The 17,289-nt window shown below is 35.3% G+C and carries 18 protein-coding genes; 1 reads left to right on the top strand and 17 read right to left on the bottom strand.

The window, feature by feature from the left end; all coding sequences use genetic code 11:
* Window positions 1–13: 13 nt before the first annotated feature.
* The 8 genes from arr to N4G44_RS17700 all read right to left on the bottom strand — a co-directional run bounded on the left by arr (window position 14) and on the right by N4G44_RS17700 (window position 6,675).
* Window positions 14–460 (bottom strand): NAD(+)--rifampin ADP-ribosyltransferase, encoded by a 447-nt coding sequence (gene arr / locus N4G44_RS17735; RefSeq protein ID WP_474928605.1) that lies wholly within the window; start codon window positions 458–460, stop codon window positions 14–16.
* Between the two features lie 100 nt (window positions 461–560).
* The gene (locus N4G44_RS17730) at window positions 561–1,022 is read right to left on the bottom strand and encodes a hypothetical protein (protein WP_474928604.1); all 462 of its coding nucleotides are present in this window, start codon (window positions 1,020–1,022) and stop codon (window positions 561–563) included.
* Window positions 1,023–1,097: 75 nt separating this feature from the next.
* Complete coding sequence (locus N4G44_RS17725) at window positions 1,098–2,330, bottom strand: DUF2268 domain-containing putative Zn-dependent protease (RefSeq protein ID WP_474928603.1); 1,233 nt, start codon at window positions 2,328–2,330, stop codon at window positions 1,098–1,100.
* A gap of 101 nt (window positions 2,331–2,431) precedes the next feature.
* A complete protein-coding gene (locus tag N4G44_RS17720; RefSeq protein WP_474928602.1) occupies window positions 2,432–3,331 on the bottom strand; it encodes an alpha/beta hydrolase family protein in 900 nt (299 codons plus the stop codon).
* Between the two features lie 183 nt (window positions 3,332–3,514).
* Window positions 3,515–3,919 carry an SMI1/KNR4 family protein gene (locus N4G44_RS17715; protein ID WP_474928601.1) on the bottom strand — a complete coding sequence of 135 codons (405 nt, stop codon included), beginning with the start codon at window positions 3,917–3,919 and terminating at the stop codon, window positions 3,515–3,517.
* Between the two features lie 59 nt (window positions 3,920–3,978).
* Window positions 3,979–4,497 (bottom strand): hypothetical protein, encoded by a 519-nt coding sequence (locus N4G44_RS17710; protein WP_474928600.1) that lies wholly within the window; start codon window positions 4,495–4,497, stop codon window positions 3,979–3,981.
* 84 nt (window positions 4,498–4,581) lie between these two features.
* Complete coding sequence (locus N4G44_RS17705) at window positions 4,582–5,673, bottom strand: Kelch repeat-containing protein (RefSeq protein ID WP_474928599.1); 1,092 nt, start codon at window positions 5,671–5,673, stop codon at window positions 4,582–4,584.
* Between the two features lie 477 nt (window positions 5,674–6,150).
* Window positions 6,151–6,675: a hypothetical protein gene (locus N4G44_RS17700; RefSeq protein WP_474928598.1), complete on the bottom strand. Its 525-nt coding sequence runs from the start codon at window positions 6,673–6,675 to the stop codon at window positions 6,151–6,153.
* A gap of 1,077 nt (window positions 6,676–7,752) precedes the next feature.
* On the opposite strand from N4G44_RS17700, the gene N4G44_RS17695 reads away from it, so the two are divergent.
* Window positions 7,753–8,061, top strand: a complete 309-nt coding sequence (locus N4G44_RS17695) for a helix-turn-helix domain-containing protein (protein ID WP_474928597.1) — start codon at window positions 7,753–7,755, stop codon at window positions 8,059–8,061.
* A 163-nt stretch (window positions 8,062–8,224) separates the two neighbouring features.
* On the opposite strand, the gene N4G44_RS17690 is transcribed toward N4G44_RS17695, so the two are convergent.
* From N4G44_RS17690 to N4G44_RS17650, 9 genes are all read right to left on the bottom strand, one after another.
* Window positions 8,225–8,902, bottom strand: a complete 678-nt coding sequence (locus N4G44_RS17690; RefSeq protein WP_474928596.1) for a hypothetical protein — start codon at window positions 8,900–8,902, stop codon at window positions 8,225–8,227.
* A gap of 158 nt (window positions 8,903–9,060) precedes the next feature.
* On the bottom strand, window positions 9,061–10,281 hold the full coding sequence (locus N4G44_RS17685; RefSeq protein ID WP_474928595.1) for a hypothetical protein: 1,221 nt from the start codon (window positions 10,279–10,281) through the stop codon (window positions 9,061–9,063).
* Window positions 10,282–10,472: 191 nt separating this feature from the next.
* Window positions 10,473–12,098, bottom strand: a complete 1,626-nt coding sequence (gene groL, locus N4G44_RS17680; protein WP_474928594.1) for a chaperonin GroEL — start codon at window positions 12,096–12,098, stop codon at window positions 10,473–10,475.
* 95 nt (window positions 12,099–12,193) lie between these two features.
* Complete coding sequence (locus N4G44_RS17675; protein WP_040997294.1) at window positions 12,194–12,472, bottom strand: co-chaperone GroES; 279 nt, start codon at window positions 12,470–12,472, stop codon at window positions 12,194–12,196.
* Between the two features lie 174 nt (window positions 12,473–12,646).
* Window positions 12,647–12,781, bottom strand: a complete 135-nt coding sequence (locus N4G44_RS17670) for a hypothetical protein (RefSeq protein WP_260542430.1) — start codon at window positions 12,779–12,781, stop codon at window positions 12,647–12,649.
* Between the two features lie 235 nt (window positions 12,782–13,016).
* Entirely contained in the window at window positions 13,017–13,736 is a 720-nt protein-coding gene (locus tag N4G44_RS17665; protein WP_474928593.1) for a DUF3108 domain-containing protein, read from the bottom strand.
* A 73-nt stretch (window positions 13,737–13,809) separates the two neighbouring features.
* Window positions 13,810–14,877: a dicarboxylate/amino acid:cation symporter gene (locus tag N4G44_RS17660; RefSeq protein ID WP_474928592.1), complete on the bottom strand. Its 1,068-nt coding sequence runs from the start codon at window positions 14,875–14,877 to the stop codon at window positions 13,810–13,812.
* Between the two features lie 234 nt (window positions 14,878–15,111).
* A complete protein-coding gene (locus N4G44_RS17655; protein WP_474928591.1) occupies window positions 15,112–16,398 on the bottom strand; it encodes a CitMHS family transporter in 1,287 nt (428 codons plus the stop codon).
* An 18-nt stretch (window positions 16,399–16,416) separates the two neighbouring features.
* On the bottom strand, window positions 16,417–17,109 hold the full coding sequence (locus N4G44_RS17650) for a DUF2490 domain-containing protein (protein WP_474928590.1): 693 nt from the start codon (window positions 17,107–17,109) through the stop codon (window positions 16,417–16,419).
* Window positions 17,110–17,289: the final 180 nt, after the last annotated feature.

Genomic DNA, 17,289 nt, shown 5'->3' with positions numbered 1-17,289 from the left:
TCTGTATATAAATTTAACAAATTTGGATTAGAGTCCTAATTGATAATTTCAGCTTCAGTTTTTCCCGAAGCCTTGCAATTCTTTCGCGCCAGTTTTGGAGCTCTTCATCAGTGAGTTTAATCCATTCTGTTATTTCTCCGACAATTCTTAAGGGTTCTGTACTTCGATAGGATCGGGTAGGGTTTCCCGGAAATTTTTTATCGGTTACGTTGGGATCATTTTCAAATTCTCCTGTCGGTTCTACGATATAAACACGTTCATGACCATCTCCTTTTGCCAGCGCAGCAGCCAGTCCGGCCCCGTTTTGTAAGGCCGTAAAGTAAATATGATTCATGGTAATCTCAGGATAATAATTCGATTGGAATCCGGCACTGAGCAAATCCCCAATCTGCAAATCAGCTTTTGTACCGTGGTAAAATGGACCCTTGTCAAGAATTTTCCCGTCTTTTTTGTTTTCCATTGTGAAAGTGTTTTTGAAGTTAGAAGAACCTGTAAACTTAAGTAATTGTTTTGAAATGAAAAAATAGCTTTGCGAATTGACCTTGTTTGAAACTGATGTTTTATTTTGAATTTAGAATATCTTCAATTTCTATGAAACTAAAAAAATTAGGATTGTTAATGGTTATTTCTTTATTATCTTTTATGATTTGTTTTGAAATAAACTTTTTATTTTTCCAATCCGTTATAAAAGTTCTTGTTTTTGAAATATATGTTACCGTTTTTTCGGTACTGTCAGAACGCATTTCATTTATTATATTAAAGTTTTTTGCATCAACTAATATGGGTTCGTTTTCATAAAGGTAAACAACTGTATAATCCTTTATACAACCATATTGCCTTAAAGCATATCTGTTGCATTCTTCTTTTGTAATGATTTTTGATTGGGATAATAAATTTTTAATATTTTCTATTTTTGTACGATCTGTTTGGTCAAGATCATCAAATTTAATGTCATCATTTAATCTTTGACAAGTAAAAAACTGGAAAAAGCAAAAAGAAAGTATAGTAAAAATTATTTTCATTGAGTGATTTTTTAAAATTTCATTTAACATCAAATTTACACATACAATGTTGTGCAACGTTCTTTTAATTCAGTTTTAAAACCAATTGATGATCCCATATTTTACTTTTGTATCAGGTTTTAGGGTTTCTAAAGAAATATTACTGCCTTTTTCTATTCCTGAAACTTCAGCCTGCTTTTCCCAGCTTCCTTTCGTGAATTTGAATTTTGCCGGGGTGTGTAATTTTAGTGTTATAATTCTTTCATAATCACTTTTTTTATTCAGTTTTATCTTGTTGGGAATCCATTTTCCTAATTCTTCCTGATTTCCGGTGATATAAATTTCATCTTCTTTATTAGGAACTTTTACAGTGATGGATACCTTATAAACTTCATCTGAAAATATTTGATAGAATTTATCGGAATCTTCATTTTTAGATTTTTGATAACTTTCAATATATGAATTTAAAAAACCACTTTCTTTCAAAAATTGCATTGGATCTTTTATGTGCAGAATATAATCAATAGCCTTTTTCTTGTCTTCCTGTTTATTAAAATAGGCTTCCACAATTTTATACCCCATCCAATATCCTAAATCATTGGGGCGGTTATCTTTTTTTGACGTTTGATACAGCCAGTCCTGGGTATCTTCTCCTTTTAGTCTGCTGACAAATTCCTTACATAGCTTGTCAAGATGTTTATCTCCATATTGGAAGCGCGCAGAATTTATATTTTCCCCCGAAATAAGTTCTCCGATAAAATCTGCCCCTCCTTCTAATAAGGATTGTTTCAGTAAAGTTTGTTCTCCCTCAACATTTTGCTGAAAGTGAATTAATTCGTGAGCAGCAAGTGCGGGAAGACCATCAAGATTTTTTATGACTTCAGTTCCAATGATTAATCCGTCATTTGTAGAGGTTCCTCCTGAATATCCTAAACCATAAACCAGATAAATGGGTGGAAACTTAGCTTCAGGATACCAATATTTCATAGCGCTATAAATTGCCCGTAACCTTTTTTCTTTCGATGGGAGGTCATGTATTATATTCCGTGTAATTTCGTATTCAGATTTTTTTCTTTTAACATTAGCATATAAAGAATCTGCGCTCATTACCCTGTAAGGAAAGGCCTTTAAACCGACAGTACCGTTTTGTAAATATTCTTTAAATGGGTTTTCTTTTGAAGTTTCCATTTTGTCAAATGCTATCCAGAAATTGGTAAAATCCCGGGTTTCAAAAACAGCATTTAACGGACTTTCTGAAAAACTGGTCTGCCCGAAAGAAAAATTAGAAAGTATTAAGAGGAAAATAGTAGTTAAAAGTTTGAAATTCATGTTTTTGATTTTAAACGAAGTTTTGTATGGAATGTTACATGGGATAAAGAGTATTGTTGAATGTACAACATATACAATTGCGTTAATGTTATTTTGAGTTTTTATTTTGAAGATTTAGATTTTTTAATAGTCAGGGCTTTCTGCCTGATCCATTGTACGGCAATGTCAACAGGAGCTGTATCGTTGCCGGAAGAAGTATTGTGCCCTAATTTAGAAAATAAAGTATATTCGAAAGGTTTGCCCTGGGCTTTAAGGGTATTCAATTGTTCTATACACAGCTTTACCGGAATCTGGATGTCTTTTTCACCGAAAAGCCAAAGCCCGGGAATTGAAAGGGTATTAAGAGAGGTTTTGGGGTCTGTTGCTGCAAACTGATATTTGTCCGGGTCATTTTTAGTATGTTCAAGGGCGTCTGCTTCTGTATGGTTTTCCCAGAAATTATTGTTTCCATTCGTATAAAACTGAAACCGGAGCTGTTCCAGCGTTGTAATGGTAGGGCCACTGAATAAAACCATGAATTCAATTTGTGGGTTTTTGCTGGCAGAAATTGGGATGATCCACCCTGCCTGACTGAAACCGACTAATCCAATGGGTGTTTTTTTATCCTTCAGATGAGTTCGGAATGCTTTTACGGCTGCGTTGGCATCCTGAGCCAATAAAGTAAGATTAGCAGTGTCGATATTATTTGTGCCAACAGATGGACCTACATACACACCGCCGGATTCTCCCACACCTCGTTTGTCATAGGTGAGTACAGCAATGTTTTCTTTAGCAAGACGTTTGGCGAACTCCATTTCTCTTTTTACCGGATCGGAACCGTGAACAATGACCACTGCTGCCAAAGGCTTTTCAGGCTTTAAAATGGAACCTGCGAGAGTAATACCCTGACTTTCAAACTTTACATCCTGAATGATAAAGTCGGTTGATTGTGAAAATGCAAATTGTGGTAAAGATATTAGTAATAACCAAATATATAAGTTAGAGAAAAAGTTGATTTTCATTTTGGATTATTTTTCAGATGCTATTGTTTCAAATGCTTTCTTTTTGAGTTCAAATGTCTCAACTCTTTCAGTTAATAATGATTCAAGTTCCTGAGCAGTCATATTACGGTGATTAGTCCTCAAATCTACGAATTAGAAAAATATCTTTGTTGCTTAAAAGTCTGTTCGTCCCGCAGAATTATATCAATACAAAATCTCTGCATCCGAATTAATCAGAAATATCGCTTCAGAAAATGTTTTTGCAATAAGCTCAATAGTGCCTCCTGTATTTTTAAATATTCCCTTTTTTCCTTTCATAAAACCAATATGGTGTGAGTTGATCAGATAGTCTGCAAAAACAATGAAGCTTTTATCGCTTTCGTTATGGTATTCTTCGAGAATTTTTGTTAATGGCCAAATAGAAAACATATTCTTTGTCCAGTCCCAATCTGCAAATCCGTCCAATTTTAAATAAAATTCTTTAAAATCATCCGGAAACCGGAAGTTAATAGTTTCTTCGGCTGTATTAATGGATTCTGAGGTTGTAGGAGGGTTAAGCTTTATATTTTCATTTATCCATGTTTCTTTAATTTTATCAATCTGTATCATGTACTGAGGTTAATGAGATAGTATATTAGAATCTTCCGGCCTTTGTGTTGTTTTTAAGCTTATTTTTTGAAATCTGAAGGCAGAGGTGGTTCAAGGTAAGTGTTTTTACTTTTAAATTCAAAACTTCGTTGTGTTTCTGTTAATTTTAATATTTTTTTTGTTTCATAGATCCAATGAGCAAAGTTACTTAAAGGCTTTGGTGCATTATTACTATGAATTTTTATAGTTTTTTTGAGTTTACCTTTTCTAATAAAGAAATTGTAATATTCCCCATCTTGATAATTTTCAAAATATAGGGTATCTGAACTTTTGAAATCTATATTCGAAATAAAACTATCCAGTTTTGATCTTTGATTTTTATTAAATAATGCGACATAACTTGTTTTACCTTTAGGAGTTTTCGTATTAACTGGAGTCCAATTTTCATATAAAAATATTGAATCATTTGTACTGTTAAATTTTATCGAGAAATCTGTCTCAAAACTATTACCAAAAGAGAAATCAAATTCGTCAAATTCTTGTTTTTTACACCCCAAAAATGAAATTAAAATAAATAAAATAAGGGCTATGTTTTTCATGATTATTTACTGATTCTTAATTTTTAGTCTCTCAAAAGTCTTTTTTGTGAAGTAAATTCTATTGCAAATATCGAAAGGCTCTTATTATCTGAAAACTTTAATCTGCTGCAAAAGTCCTTTCTCATCTTTATCACTAAAAATATAATTTCCGCGCTTTACTCTGGATAAGTCTATCGTTTTATTATAATAGGCAAAACCTTTGATGATCTGGCTTCCATCTGTGGAGTAAACCGTGTATTCAAATTGATTGCTGTTGTTTTTATTACTGATTACAAAACCATCTTTGGCTTCATTGGTATACACCTTTTTCTCCAATATCTGATTATCATTGGCTGTATTTGCAGCGAGTACATCTTCGCTGATATCTGCCACTTGTATGCTTTTAATAGCTGAGCTGGTGAGAGAGGTTGTACTTCCACCGATGATGTATAATTTATTGTTGTATACTTCCGCTGCAGCGTGTCTTCTGGGAATCATATTGGATGATAGCTGATGTAATTTATTGGTTGTGGTATCAAAATAGGCCAGGAAAGATTGATTATTAAAACCCCCTACAATAAAAATCTTATTACCGGATACAGCTAATGTGTGTCCGGATATGCCAACAGGCATCGTGTACTTATCGGTCCAACGATTAGTATTGAGGTCGTAAACATTAATCAGGCGGGATGGCGTCCCGTTAAAACCACCAATTACATAAAGTTTATCATTAACAATTTTGCCTTTTGCTTCTCTGGCTGTGGGCATATCCGGTAATGGGTTCCATGTGTTTAAAGCGATATCATAGTATTGGAATTTATTAGAAAATACGGTGGTGGCAGCTCCATTTAATCCGCTGCCGCCAAATACATATATCCTGCCATTATGGATGGCTGAACCTGCATTTCCTGTATAGGAACGATTCACAGCCCCTTTCGTTATGGTATTGGTGGCAAGGTCTACAATTTCAAGATGGCTGTTTCCCCAACCGTTAAAAATATAAATTTTATTATTGTAAGTCTCTGAATTAGCAAATCTTTTGGGAAGTAGAGTAGAATTGATAATACTCCAGCTGTTGCTGGTAATATTATATTTTTCAACATACCTGGCATCACTTGCTTTTGCCTGATACCCATTGCTCACATAGATATCATCATTCACTATGACACTGGCTGTGGCACCTCTGCCAGCAGACATATTGGCGAGATTTTTAAATTGAAGTGTCTGTGCATGGACTAACAATGAGCCAAAACATGAAAGGAGTACTAATTTTATTTTCAATGGCGTTAAGTTTTAGTGTTTGGTTTCTTGGTTTTCTGTTAAAAATCCGGGATTGTTTTGGTACCGAATTTCAACATCAAAGTCAAATATAGGGAAAAAGTGTAAGCGAATTTTTTCGGTTAGCTTTTTCAATACTCCAAACTCTTCAGACTTCGGATTTATTTGACTAGCGTAAGGTCGGATAACTTCGCGTAGTAAAACTCCTCTGATTACAACCACTAGTGATTGTCATAAAATGAATTGTACGGAAGTCTTACGCAGTTTGTGGGAAACCAACGGAGTCCTCAGGTAGGGGTAAACAATAGTGGTTGTAGTGAAATACTATTCATAAGTCAGGCTGACAGTGAAATCATTAATTTAAAATGTTCTTTGCGAACCAGGATGGAGTTGTCTTTATTTTTTCTCTCTCCTTTCAAGAATAAGGTACGCTGCATCCAGCATTTTGGTGAGGTGAATGTATGGGCTTATGATATTCCTTTCCGGCAGATTGTCATAGATTCCCAGTGAGAGATAGACCATCCCGGAAATAAAATAATCGAATTCTTTGATGCTGTATTCTTTGAAGGCTTTTTTAAAGACCAACAGAGGATTTTGGTATTCTTTCTCGGAAAGCAAGCCAAGAACCGACGGGGAAACATCTTCCAACTGGGTCGTTGCGGTTCTTCTCTTTTCCTGTAGTGCAATGAGATAGCCTGCACGGATGAATGACTGCATCGCCTGCTGAAAATGAAGGATAACGGACGGATGTTCTTTTATCCAGCTGTTTCTTTTTACCGCATAACTTATAACGTCGTTTAGCAGCTCTTTGGATGCTGTCAGGTCATTGAGCTTAAAATAGTTTTCCATTTGCTGTATGCCGCCATGTTTCTTCCGGCCTTTCCCAAGACGGGATTGAAGGTCTGTTCTGTTTTTTTTCATGAGTTTGTATTTTTTTAATGGTGATTTTCAAAATAATGAATTAGTTACAATTTTTCTTAACCATTAAGATTTTTTAAGTGATTAAGAATCATTAAGATCATAGCTGAAGCTATGTATTCAGCGGGTTGCTTTATCCATCTTTGATGGATCTTAACTTATCTTACTATCTTCATGCTCCTTAATGAATGGTTATGTTTTTTACCATTAAGATTTTTTAAGTGATTAAGAATTATTAAGATCATAGCTGAAGCTATTTATTTAACGGGTTGCTTCATCCATCTTTGATGGATCTTAACTTATCTTACTATCTTCATGTTCCTTAATGGTTATGTTTCTTACCATTAAGATTTTTTAAGTGATTAAGAATTATTAAGATCATAGCTGAAGCTATTTATTGAGCGTGCTGCTTCATCCATCTTTGATAGATCTTAACTTATCTTATTCTCTTCATGTTCCTTAATGGTTATTATTTTTTATGTTTCTTACCATTAAGATTTTTTAAATGATTAAGAATTATTAAGATCATAGCTGAAGCTATTTATTTAACGGGTTGCTTCATCCATCTTTGATGGATCTTAACTTTTCTTATTCTCTTCATGCTCCTTAATGGTTAAAATTTTTTTATTATACGATTTTACCGGCCGTAAAGGAGGAAGCCCACCTGAACTTCCTGCCCCTACAAGCCCAATAAATATGATTGAATTTGTGTTTTTCTAAAAGCCCTAAAGCCGCAATGGATTGTACACCCCATTGTACCGTATCATGATACTTTATGTTGTAAAGCAGGCTTAGAAAAAATAATTGTAGAAAAACAAAACGACATGAAATAAAAACGGCATGAGACTCTACAATATCCGCTTTTGAGGTACTGGTATACCCTGCACACAGATAAGAGAGCCCACGCCTAGGTCGTGAGCTTCCTGCTTATCATCTTGCGTGCATAAAAATTACCAGTTTTCAAAAGCAAGGTTCTAAGCAATAGCTTCTATATTTCTTTGAAGTATCGCAAAATTACATCTTCAGATGTAATCCATTCACAAATATAATATATTTTCTCACATATGGTAATATATTACCATGAAATATTTAATTGAAATTCCAAAATTGCTACTAATTATAAAATTAATGGATAGCAAAGACGTTTTAAAATTGTATATGCAGTGTTTTTCTGAACATCTCAAGGAGATAAGAAAGGAAAAATATAATTCTATGGACGCTGTTGCACAAAATTCAGCTTTTGATTCCAGTAATTATAATAAGTATGAAAATGGTAAAGGAAATCCAACCATTGAAACTCTTCTTAAAATGGCTTCAGCATTTAAAATTCCGCCGAAGGAATTATTTGATTTTGAATTCGATATAGAAAAATATAAAATTGATGAATAAATCCTGACGAAAGTTGGGATTTATCTTTGTTATTGAATAAAAGACAAGTTCCGAAGTCATGAGACTTTGGAGTTTATTTTTAAATAGATTTATTTTATTGGCGCAAAGTCAGGAGACTTTGCGCAGCGAGGTACGAGCGAGACGCTCGCACCAGTGGGGAGAATTAAGTACAACTTACATTAATAACGTCTAATTTTTCTGTTTCTTCACTAATTATATTTCCGAATAAATCCGAATAAATTATTTTTATTTCACAGATAGAAAGTCTTTCCTTGACTTTTTTTAAGCTTTCTAGTTTTTTAGATAATTCTATTCCTTCAGTACTTTCATTTATCTGCATCTCAATGATATTTAAATAATCATCTTTTCTAATTATTGTTCCGTCAGTTGTACTTCTAGTTAAAGAATATTTAGGTCTATATTGTAATGATATACTATCAATAATTTCTTTAATATCTTTATATTCTTGTTGTGAGTCAAAAATTTTAAATTCTTTAAGAATCAATGGTCCTAAACCAACATTATGTAATTCAATCTTAAAAAAATCATCCGAGACTTCGAATGAAAAAAGACCTAAAGGTTTTACAGAGTCCCTAGATATATTATTTGTTCTATCCTGTTCTATTTTTGCAATTTTGATTGTTAAATAAGCTAATAGAAATAAATTCAAAATTGAAATTGTAGTATTAAGAGTACCTCCCAAATAATCTCCAAACTGTCCCCATTCCTCTGGGTTGTTAGATAAATCTCTATCATGAAAATTACCAACATACAATCCAATTATAGTTAGTGAAAAAATTGAAACTATACCAATTATAATCCAAATAATTTTGTAGTTCATAATGTATTTTTATTTTTAAAGTTTAATTTTATTGAAAAACCCACCGCTACCGCACGAATCGTTTCGTGTGGTTATAGTATTATAAACATTTTAATAATGGAATTTAAAGCCAAAGTCACACGAAAGGATTCGTGCGGTAGCTAGGGCGGTAGTGATGATTAATCTTCTTCATATTGATTATTGTGATCATTTTCGATGACTATCTTTTTGTCAAAACGACTTATCCAATTTTTAATTGTTTTAGTTTTATAATCATTATTTGAAAAATATCTGATAGTATCAATTTCCGGGTCAATAAAAGCACACCAGATATTACCACTGGCATCTTTTACAATAATTGATTCCATTATTGTATATAAACCTTTTACCCCGGAAGTAATTACATAAAATTCATCTCCATCAAGATTTTCAGATTCACCAAATTGTTGAAAATTTTCTAAAAATGTATTAACGTATTTTCCAGTTAGTCTTTGAATTTCGTTCATATCAATTTCGTCAAGAAATCCTTCATCAATAACTAACTCTGTTTTATGTTTATAAATACCAGAAAAAGTTGAATTTAAACCGTGGTAAAATTGACAATTTTCTCCTTCTTCTATATCAATTAGCCAAGTGTCATTTTCCAACCTTCTTCTAAAAACAATTTCACAATTTTGACTATCAAATGTTTTAATTTTAGCATATGCCGAATTTGGAGTTAATATATGTGCCTTTCCATAAACTTCTCCTGTTCTTGCACCATCATATATAGAAATGTTAAAGAAAAAAGAATCCGATGCAACTCTTGAAATTTTTAAATCACCTCCTTTCATTTTAATTTTTGATTCGTTTTCCCAATTTCCCCACCAAATATTTTTTTCTTTCGTAAAATTATCATTACTAAAATGTTTCAAGGCACTTTTTAAAATATTTGATAATTTATTTTTTAAACTTTCTCTTTCTTCTGCTTTATTTTCTGTGGGAACATCTATGTTATATTGTAGTACTTTTCTACCTCTAAGATCAAAGGGTAAATCTTCAATTTTTCCGAATGCAGTATTTTGAATCATTATTATACGTTCCCAACCAAGAATAGCAGAAGCAAACCCTAATTCATACAATACATTGGGGTTAGAAGTTTTCCGACCATTTTCATTTATATTTATAATTGATATATCGCAAACAAAGATGTCCGATTTGGCTATTTTTCCAGTTATAGATTCAACTATTGAGGGGCTACCAGAAATACCAATAGTATCTCTATCAATTACAGTATCTATATTATAGTTTCCATCTTTTGAAATTTCCTTTGCTGATTTTTCTAATGCATTTAAAATAAAAGAACGATTACATTTACTTGGTAAATCGGACTGCCAAGAATAAAAAATTGTATGATTCATTGTTAATAGTTATTCATATATCATTATGATATTATTGAAATATTTCCGTTTAATTTTTTAGATTAAAAATCTATATTTTACTAATTTACAATATAATAATAGTATTTGCTTACTGGAAACCATAAAAACAAAAAAACCGCTCCACAAAAAGCAGAACGGTTAGTATATTAAATTGTCTCAGCGACACGCTGTTACATCATTCCTGGCATTCCACCACCCATTGGCATAGCTGGCTCGTCTTTTTTCACTTCAGTGATCACACATTCAGTTGTTAAAAGCATTCCGGAAACAGAAGCTGCATTTTCAAGGGCAACTCTTGTTACTTTCGTAGGGTCGATGATTCCTGCTTCAAGCATGTTCACATACTCGTCAGTTTTAGCGTTGTATCCGAAGTCACCTTGTCCTTCAGCTACTTTGGCAACGATTACAGAACCTTCACCGCCTGCGTTGGCAACGATTTGTCTTAATGGCTCCTCGATGGCTCTTTTCACGATCTTGATCCCTGTAGTTTCGTCAGCGTTAGTTCCTGAAAGCTCGTTCAGTGAAGAAATTGCTCTTACTAAAGCAACACCACCACCAGCAACGATACCTTCTTCTACAGCAGCTCTTGTAGCGTGTAGGGCATCATCTACTCTGTCTTTTTTCTCTTTCATTTCTACTTCAGAAGCAGCACCTACATAAAGTACGGCAACACCACCGGCTAGCTTAGCCAATCTTTCCTGAAGTTTCTCTCTGTCGTAGTCAGAAGTTGTAGTTTCCATCTGAGCTTTGATCTGAGCTACTCTTCCTTTGATTTTTGCTTCGTCACCACCACCGTTTACGATCGTCGTGTTATCTTTATCGATGGTTACTTTTTCAGCAGTTCCAAGCATATCCAGAGAAATGTTTTCCATAGTGAAACCTTGCTCTTCAGAAATTACCTGACCACCTGTAAGGATCGCGATATCTTCCAGCATTGCTTTTCTCCTGTCTCCGAATCCAGGAGCTTTTACAGCAGCAATTTTAAGAGAACCTCTTAGTTTGTTTACCACCAAAGTAGCTAAAGCTTCACCTTCCACTTCTTCAGAGATAATCAATAGAGATTTTCCACCCTGTGCAATCGGCTCAAGAACCGGAAGCAATTCTTTCATGGAAGAGATTTTCTTCTCTACCAAAAGGATGTATGGGTTTTCTACTTCAGCCACCATTTTCTCAGGGTTCGTCACGAAGTAAGGAGACTGGTATCCTCTGTCGAACTGCATACCTTCTACAACGTCTACCGTTGTATCGATACCTTTAGCTTCTTCTACAGTGATTACCCCTTCTTTACCTACTTTTCCGAAAGCCTCAGCGATCAGAGCACCAATAGTTTCGTCGTTGTTAGCAGATACAGAAGCGACCTGCTTCACTTTATCTGTAGAATCTCCCACTTCCTGAGACTGGGATTTTAAGTTTTCAACAACTGCAGTTACTGCCTTGTCGATCCCTCTTTTAAGATCCATTGGGTTAGCACCCGCAGCTACGTTCTTAAGACCTTCTCTTACGATAGCCTGTGCCAAAACAGTAGCGGTAGTAGTACCGTCTCCTGCAATATCATTGGTTTTGGACGCAACTTCTTTTACCATTTGCGCTCCCATATTTTCTACTCTGTCTTCAAGTTCGATTTCTTTTGCTACAGAAACACCGTCCTTAGTTACGTGCGGAGCCCCGAAAGATTTTTCGATCACTACGTTTCTCCCTTTAGGACCTAAAGTCACTTTTACTGCATTAGCCAATGCATCAACTCCTCTCTTCAGAGCGTCTCTTGATTCAATATCGAATTTTATTTCTTTTGCCATAATTTTTTATTGTATTAATGTACTTTGTACAATGTATTAATGAATGTGTATATTCATGAAGTCATTTTACATGAATACATTTTACTTTTTACAAATTAACCGATGATTCCTAATAAATCTCCTTCTTTTACAATTAAGTAATCTTTCCCTTCCAATTTTAGTTCAGAACCTGAATATTTTCCGTAAAGAACTTTGTCACCTACCTGAACAGTTGTAGGCTCATCTTTTTTACCTGGACCTACTGCTACCACAGTACCTTCCTGCGGTTTTTCTTTCGCAGTATCCGGGATAATAATACCTGAAGCTGTTTTAGTTTCGGCAGCGATAGGCTCGATAAGAACTCTGTCTGCTAATGGTTTAAAGTTTACTGACATAATATATTTATTTTTTAATTAATTCTCCATTATAGTTCTCTAAATGTATGCCATGAGACAGCTGTGGATGAAATGGCAGAATTTTATTTTACAGTGTGAAAATTTGGCAGAAAAATAAAAAAGTAAAGCCGGAAACTTCCGGCTTGTGGTATTTAACTCTAATAATTCTGTGAATTAAGGGCAGTACTGTCCCGGCCCGATCCAAAGGATGCATTTTCCCTGGTCGTTCCATTCGCAGCAAACAACTCTGGCCGCACCTCCAACGATGGATTTTTGGGCCTCTCTGCTTAATGATTTAGCATTTTTCATGATTTAATATTTTAATTTGTTTTTATTTTCCTGAGCATTTAATGTCAATCAGGATTTTTGACGATTTGATGTAGGTGTTATTCAAAGATAGAAAAAATATGAATACATTATTCACTTTTTGTAGATTAATTATTGGGTTTTGTATTTTGAAAATCAGTGTTTTAATTTTGTTTTCAATAATTGTAAATAAATATTAGAAGAAAATCTTATCGTTGTGATAAACTTTACAGGCTCCTTATTTATTTGTTTCCAATGTCATTTTTCTACCGCCAAGGTCCATCTCTTGTTTGAGGATTTTTCTGGTTTCAGAGTCAATATAATAAGTGACGATCGTTGTTTTATCCCTGATGTCATCCGTGGTTTTTACAGTCCAGACTTTTTTACCTTCGTAATCGGTTTTCCTGACGTTCAGTATGTAAGCTTTTATAAGTCCTTTCTTTGCATCAGGATTATAATCGAATACAGACAGTTCGGCAGTATAGTTTTCTTTTAAAGGAAAGAAACGGATAGCTGTAGGGTAGCTGCTGCTGTCAAAATAATCTGTGGCCGGAATTTCTATATTGTCCTTTTTCTGGGATTTCTTATCCAGATAATATCCGGTTACCTTGGTTTTACCCGATTTCAGAACCATATCCCTCATTGTATTAAAAGAAGAATGATAGACAGGTTCAAAATTAGCCGTTTTTACAATGGTGGAATCCGTCCATTGAGCATCCGGCGCCTGCTTCATTTTCACGGTAGTTTTGATGAGCAGATCTGTCTTGTTTAATTTTTTTAACTCGGTTACAATGCTTCCTATTTCTATTTTGGTTCCTGTATTCTCTGCATACCAGGAGGCTTCAGAAATTTCGTCTTTGATAAGTTTAGAATCTATACTTATACTGTTTGGAGTAAGCAGTTTCTGCGAAAATAAATGAATGCTGCTTACCAATAAAAGGACAAGAAATGGTTTCATGGTTTTATTATGATAAGTAGGTTTGGTTCTCAGAATGTTACAGCCTTATTTTTTAAAAAAATCATTCAAAGGGTCAAGCAGAATGTATCTTGTCTTTCTGATTCTGATTCACTTTGGAAATCACAGCCCCGGAAATCGCAATACTGATAAAATTTGTTACAGATCTTGCTTCATTCATAAAGCGGTCCACACTGTAAAGAAGGGCAATATCCGTAAGAGGAATTTTCCCGAATCTGTTCAGCGTGAAAATAAGGGCAAGAAATCCGGAGCCCGGAACTCCTGATGCTGTTTTTGAAGTGACGGAAACAATCAGAAAGAGCCACAGATAATCACTGATGTTGAGGGAAATATTATAGAACTGGATAAGAAAACAACAGGTAACGGAAATATAAATACATGCTCCCGAAAGATTGAAATTATACCCCAAAGGAATAACGAATCCTAAAATTTTTCTGCTGTATCCTTCCGATTCCATTTTGTCAAAAATCAGCGGGAAGGCCGTTTTTGAAGAAGAGGTGGTAATGACAAGGATAATTTCTTCTTTTAAATCCAGTAAAAATTTCCACAGCCGGATTTTAAACAGGTAAGCAACAGCGCCTAAAATTCCGAAAATAAAGACAATGTCAGCAAGGTAAACTGTTGCTACTACTTTACTGAGGGGTAGGAGCGTATTAATACCGTACACGGCAATTCCATAAGCAATATTGCAGAAAATAACTGCCGGAAGAATGATGTAAAGATATTTGATTACCGTATAAAATATCTTAAGGCCGCGATCCAATATGTTCAGGAATTTTTCCCTTCCTTTAGAGAGGTTCATTAAAATTCCGGCTACAATTGAAGTGATAAGGAAAATCCCATGCCGGTTGAGGTACAGCCTGCCTGATAAACTGGTATCATTGATTTCAAAGGTTCTGGGAAGAGAAGTATTGATCCTGGATGTATCAATTCCCGTATCGGCTCCGGGTTTTACGGCAATCCCGAAAACAAAGCCTAAAATAATGGCAATAGAACTTATGATCAGAAAATACAGAATCGTTTTCCATACAATGCTTCTTGCATTTTTGATCCCTGAAAGCTGGCAGATCCCGTACATGATAGCCATGAAAATAATGGGAAGGATGAGCATTTCAAGAACCATAAAAAATACCTGCTCACCATTCCCAGCCCGATGCTTATCCCAGGCGCATAATGTCCTGTAAGCACTCCACCGAGAATGGCGGCAAATACATAAAAGGTAAGATTTTTTAAATATCTTCCTGTGAATGTTTTCTTTGTATCAAAAAGGTTCATCTGAAAAAAATATACTGTCGTATAAAAGCCATAGCCTATTATATTATATCTCCGAAATATAATAATAATTAACGAATCCCGATTAAATAACTCCCAAAATGAGTGCTGCCAGAAGCATCACAATAGAAGAACCCAAAGCCCATTTTAAAGTATATTTCAAATGATCCGAAAACTCCACACCGGCCAGTGAAACCAATAAATAAGTTGATGGAACCAAAGGACTCAGAAGGTGAGATCCCTGGCCGATAAGGCTGGCCCTTCCCAATATTTCCGGTGAGATTCCCAGCTGATGTCCGGTAGCAACAATAATAGGGAGTATCCCAAAATAATAGGCATCATTAGATAGAAAGAAAGTAAGAGGAATACTGAACAAAGCGGTGACAATATTCAGGTAGCCTCCCCAACTTTTCGGGACTATTTCTATCATGCTGTTTCCCATAGCCTGCATAATGCCTGAACCATTCAGAATTCCGGTGAAAATTCCGGCCCCGAAGATCATTCCGGCCACGGATAAGGCATTTCCAGCATGTTTTGAAATGATTTTCTGTTGGTCTTTCAGCTTTGGATAGTTGATAATGGACGCCAGACAGAACGCAATCATGAAAGCGATCCCCAAAGGAACAACATCCAGGATCATCACTACCAGAAGGGTAATTGTAAGAGCCAGATTGATGAGAATCAGTTTCGGACGGCGGAGTTTGGGATCTGCCTCGCCGATGATATCATTGCTGTTGTAATTGGTAAATTTTCCATGTTTGGCAATCCTTATTTTCTCTTTTCTTCCTAAGATGTAAGCTACAAAAATTACCCACAGGATGCCTATCGCCATAATAGGGATCATAGGAACAAAAATTTCTGTGTGTCCCAGCTTTAGGGAACTCATTACCCTTGCTGTAGGACCTCCCCACGGAAGAATATTCATGATTTGCCCGGCAAGCATAATAATGCAGGTAAGAATTAACGGGTTCATGCCCTGTTTTTTATAAAGCGGAAGCATGGCAGCCACTACAATCAGATAAGTGGAAGAGCCGTCGCCGTCCAGCGATACCAATGCTGTAAGAACAGCCGTTCCTATTGTGGTTTTGATGGGATTGTCGCCAACAGCTTTTAAAATTATATTCACCAGGGGTTCAAAAAGTCCCGTGTCGATCATTAAACTGAAATATAGGATAGCAAAGATCAGCATCACCCCTGTAAGTGCGATTTCTTTAACACCGTTTTTCATCATGTCTCCCAGCTCAGGCCCGAAACCTGCAAAAAGAGCTATGGTTACAGGTACGATGACCAGGGCTGTAAGCGGAGTCATTTTTTTGTTCATGATCAGGACCATGAAGATGAGGATCATGAGAAATCCAAGGAAAGTAAGCATAGATGATTGGTTTTATAGTTATTTATTTTTGTTTTTTCTCCAGTCGAAGCTATTCCTGTAGCCGATGTAGCCGTAGTTGCTTGTAGAACCTGTTTCCAGCTGATTGATAAAGGCCACTTCAATAGCAGAATTTTTCCCCACTTTAACCCCGATGCCAGCCGTTAAGCGGTTACTGTCGAACGGATCCTCCTTCACTACATTCATTCTTATCTCATCTTTCAGAATACCGTACAGTTTTTCTTTTTCTCCGGCTCTGTTAAAAGGAATCCTGAGGGAAATAAGATACCGGAGCCTGACGATAAAGTCATTGGGGTTGCTGATAAATCTTTCTTCCACGCGGAAACGGTGCGAAACCGATGTTCTTCCGATATTACCTCCCAGTGTTACCTGCTGGAAAGGCCTTTTTTCATACCTCTCTTTTTTCGTATTGTCAGATTTATAGGAATCCAGTACCAGAAACATAAATCCGGCAGCAGGCTTTACTTCATGGGCCACTTCGTAATCTACATAGGCAGATACAAGGAAAAGCCTGGTGTCATAAGCGAGATCAAAAGAACGGTATTGCGACAGAGCGGTCAGCGTGCTTTTATCCGTCAGTCTTGCCGACATCAGATACTGGAACCACATATTGTAGTTGTCACGGCTTTGGGCATGAACTTGTGAGGTTACAGCCAGCAGTAAAATAATGATTAATTTGAATTTAATTTTCATGTAATATTGAGTTAACATCCTGATGTCTCAAATATATTTATAAGATCCAGCCACGGATTTATTTTTCAATCAATGACAGTTTTTATCAGTGAACTGCACGGCGGGTTGAAAAAGATGGTATATTTGAAAGATTGAAAATGGAGCTTTTTAGATGTTTCTGATTGTAAATATTGTATTTAT

The organism is Chryseobacterium sp. GTID13 (assembly GCF_056172655.1).
This window is presented reverse-complemented; position numbering and strand designations above follow the sequence as displayed.

Coding starts and splice junctions, on each gene's coding strand:
- arr (WP_474928605.1), bottom strand. CDS start 460: ATGGAAAACAAAAAAGACGGGAAAATTCTTGACAAGGGTCCATTTTAC.
- N4G44_RS17730 (WP_474928604.1), bottom strand. CDS start 1,022: ATGAAAATAATTTTTACTATACTTTCTTTTTGCTTTTTCCAGTTTTTT.
- N4G44_RS17725 (WP_474928603.1), bottom strand. CDS start 2,330: ATGAATTTCAAACTTTTAACTACTATTTTCCTCTTAATACTTTCTAAT.
- N4G44_RS17720 (WP_474928602.1), bottom strand. CDS start 3,331: ATGAAAATCAACTTTTTCTCTAACTTATATATTTGGTTATTACTAATA.
- N4G44_RS17715 (WP_474928601.1), bottom strand. CDS start 3,919: ATGATACAGATTGATAAAATTAAAGAAACATGGATAAATGAAAATATA.
- N4G44_RS17710 (WP_474928600.1), bottom strand. CDS start 4,497: ATGAAAAACATAGCCCTTATTTTATTTATTTTAATTTCATTTTTGGGG.
- N4G44_RS17705 (WP_474928599.1), bottom strand. CDS start 5,673: ATGTCTGCTGGCAGAGGTGCCACAGCCAGTGTCATAGTGAATGATGAT.
- N4G44_RS17700 (WP_474928598.1), bottom strand. CDS start 6,675: ATGAAAAAAAACAGAACAGACCTTCAATCCCGTCTTGGGAAAGGCCGG.
- N4G44_RS17695 (WP_474928597.1), top strand. CDS start 7,753: ATGAAATATTTAATTGAAATTCCAAAATTGCTACTAATTATAAAATTA.
- N4G44_RS17690 (WP_474928596.1), bottom strand. CDS start 8,902: ATGAACTACAAAATTATTTGGATTATAATTGGTATAGTTTCAATTTTT.
- N4G44_RS17685 (WP_474928595.1), bottom strand. CDS start 10,281: ATGAATCATACAATTTTTTATTCTTGGCAGTCCGATTTACCAAGTAAA.
- groL (WP_474928594.1), bottom strand. CDS start 12,098: ATGGCAAAAGAAATAAAATTCGATATTGAATCAAGAGACGCTCTGAAG.
- N4G44_RS17675 (WP_040997294.1), bottom strand. CDS start 12,472: ATGTCAGTAAACTTTAAACCATTAGCAGACAGAGTTCTTATCGAGCCT.
- N4G44_RS17670 (WP_260542430.1), bottom strand. CDS start 12,781: ATGAAAAATGCTAAATCATTAAGCAGAGAGGCCCAAAAATCCATCGTT.
- N4G44_RS17665 (WP_474928593.1), bottom strand. CDS start 13,736: ATGAAACCATTTCTTGTCCTTTTATTGGTAAGCAGCATTCATTTATTT.
- N4G44_RS17660 (WP_474928592.1), bottom strand. CDS start 14,877: ATGGTTCTTGAAATGCTCATCCTTCCCATTATTTTCATGGCTATCATG.
- N4G44_RS17655 (WP_474928591.1), bottom strand. CDS start 16,398: ATGCTTACTTTCCTTGGATTTCTCATGATCCTCATCTTCATGGTCCTG.
- N4G44_RS17650 (WP_474928590.1), bottom strand. CDS start 17,109: ATGAAAATTAAATTCAAATTAATCATTATTTTACTGCTGGCTGTAACC.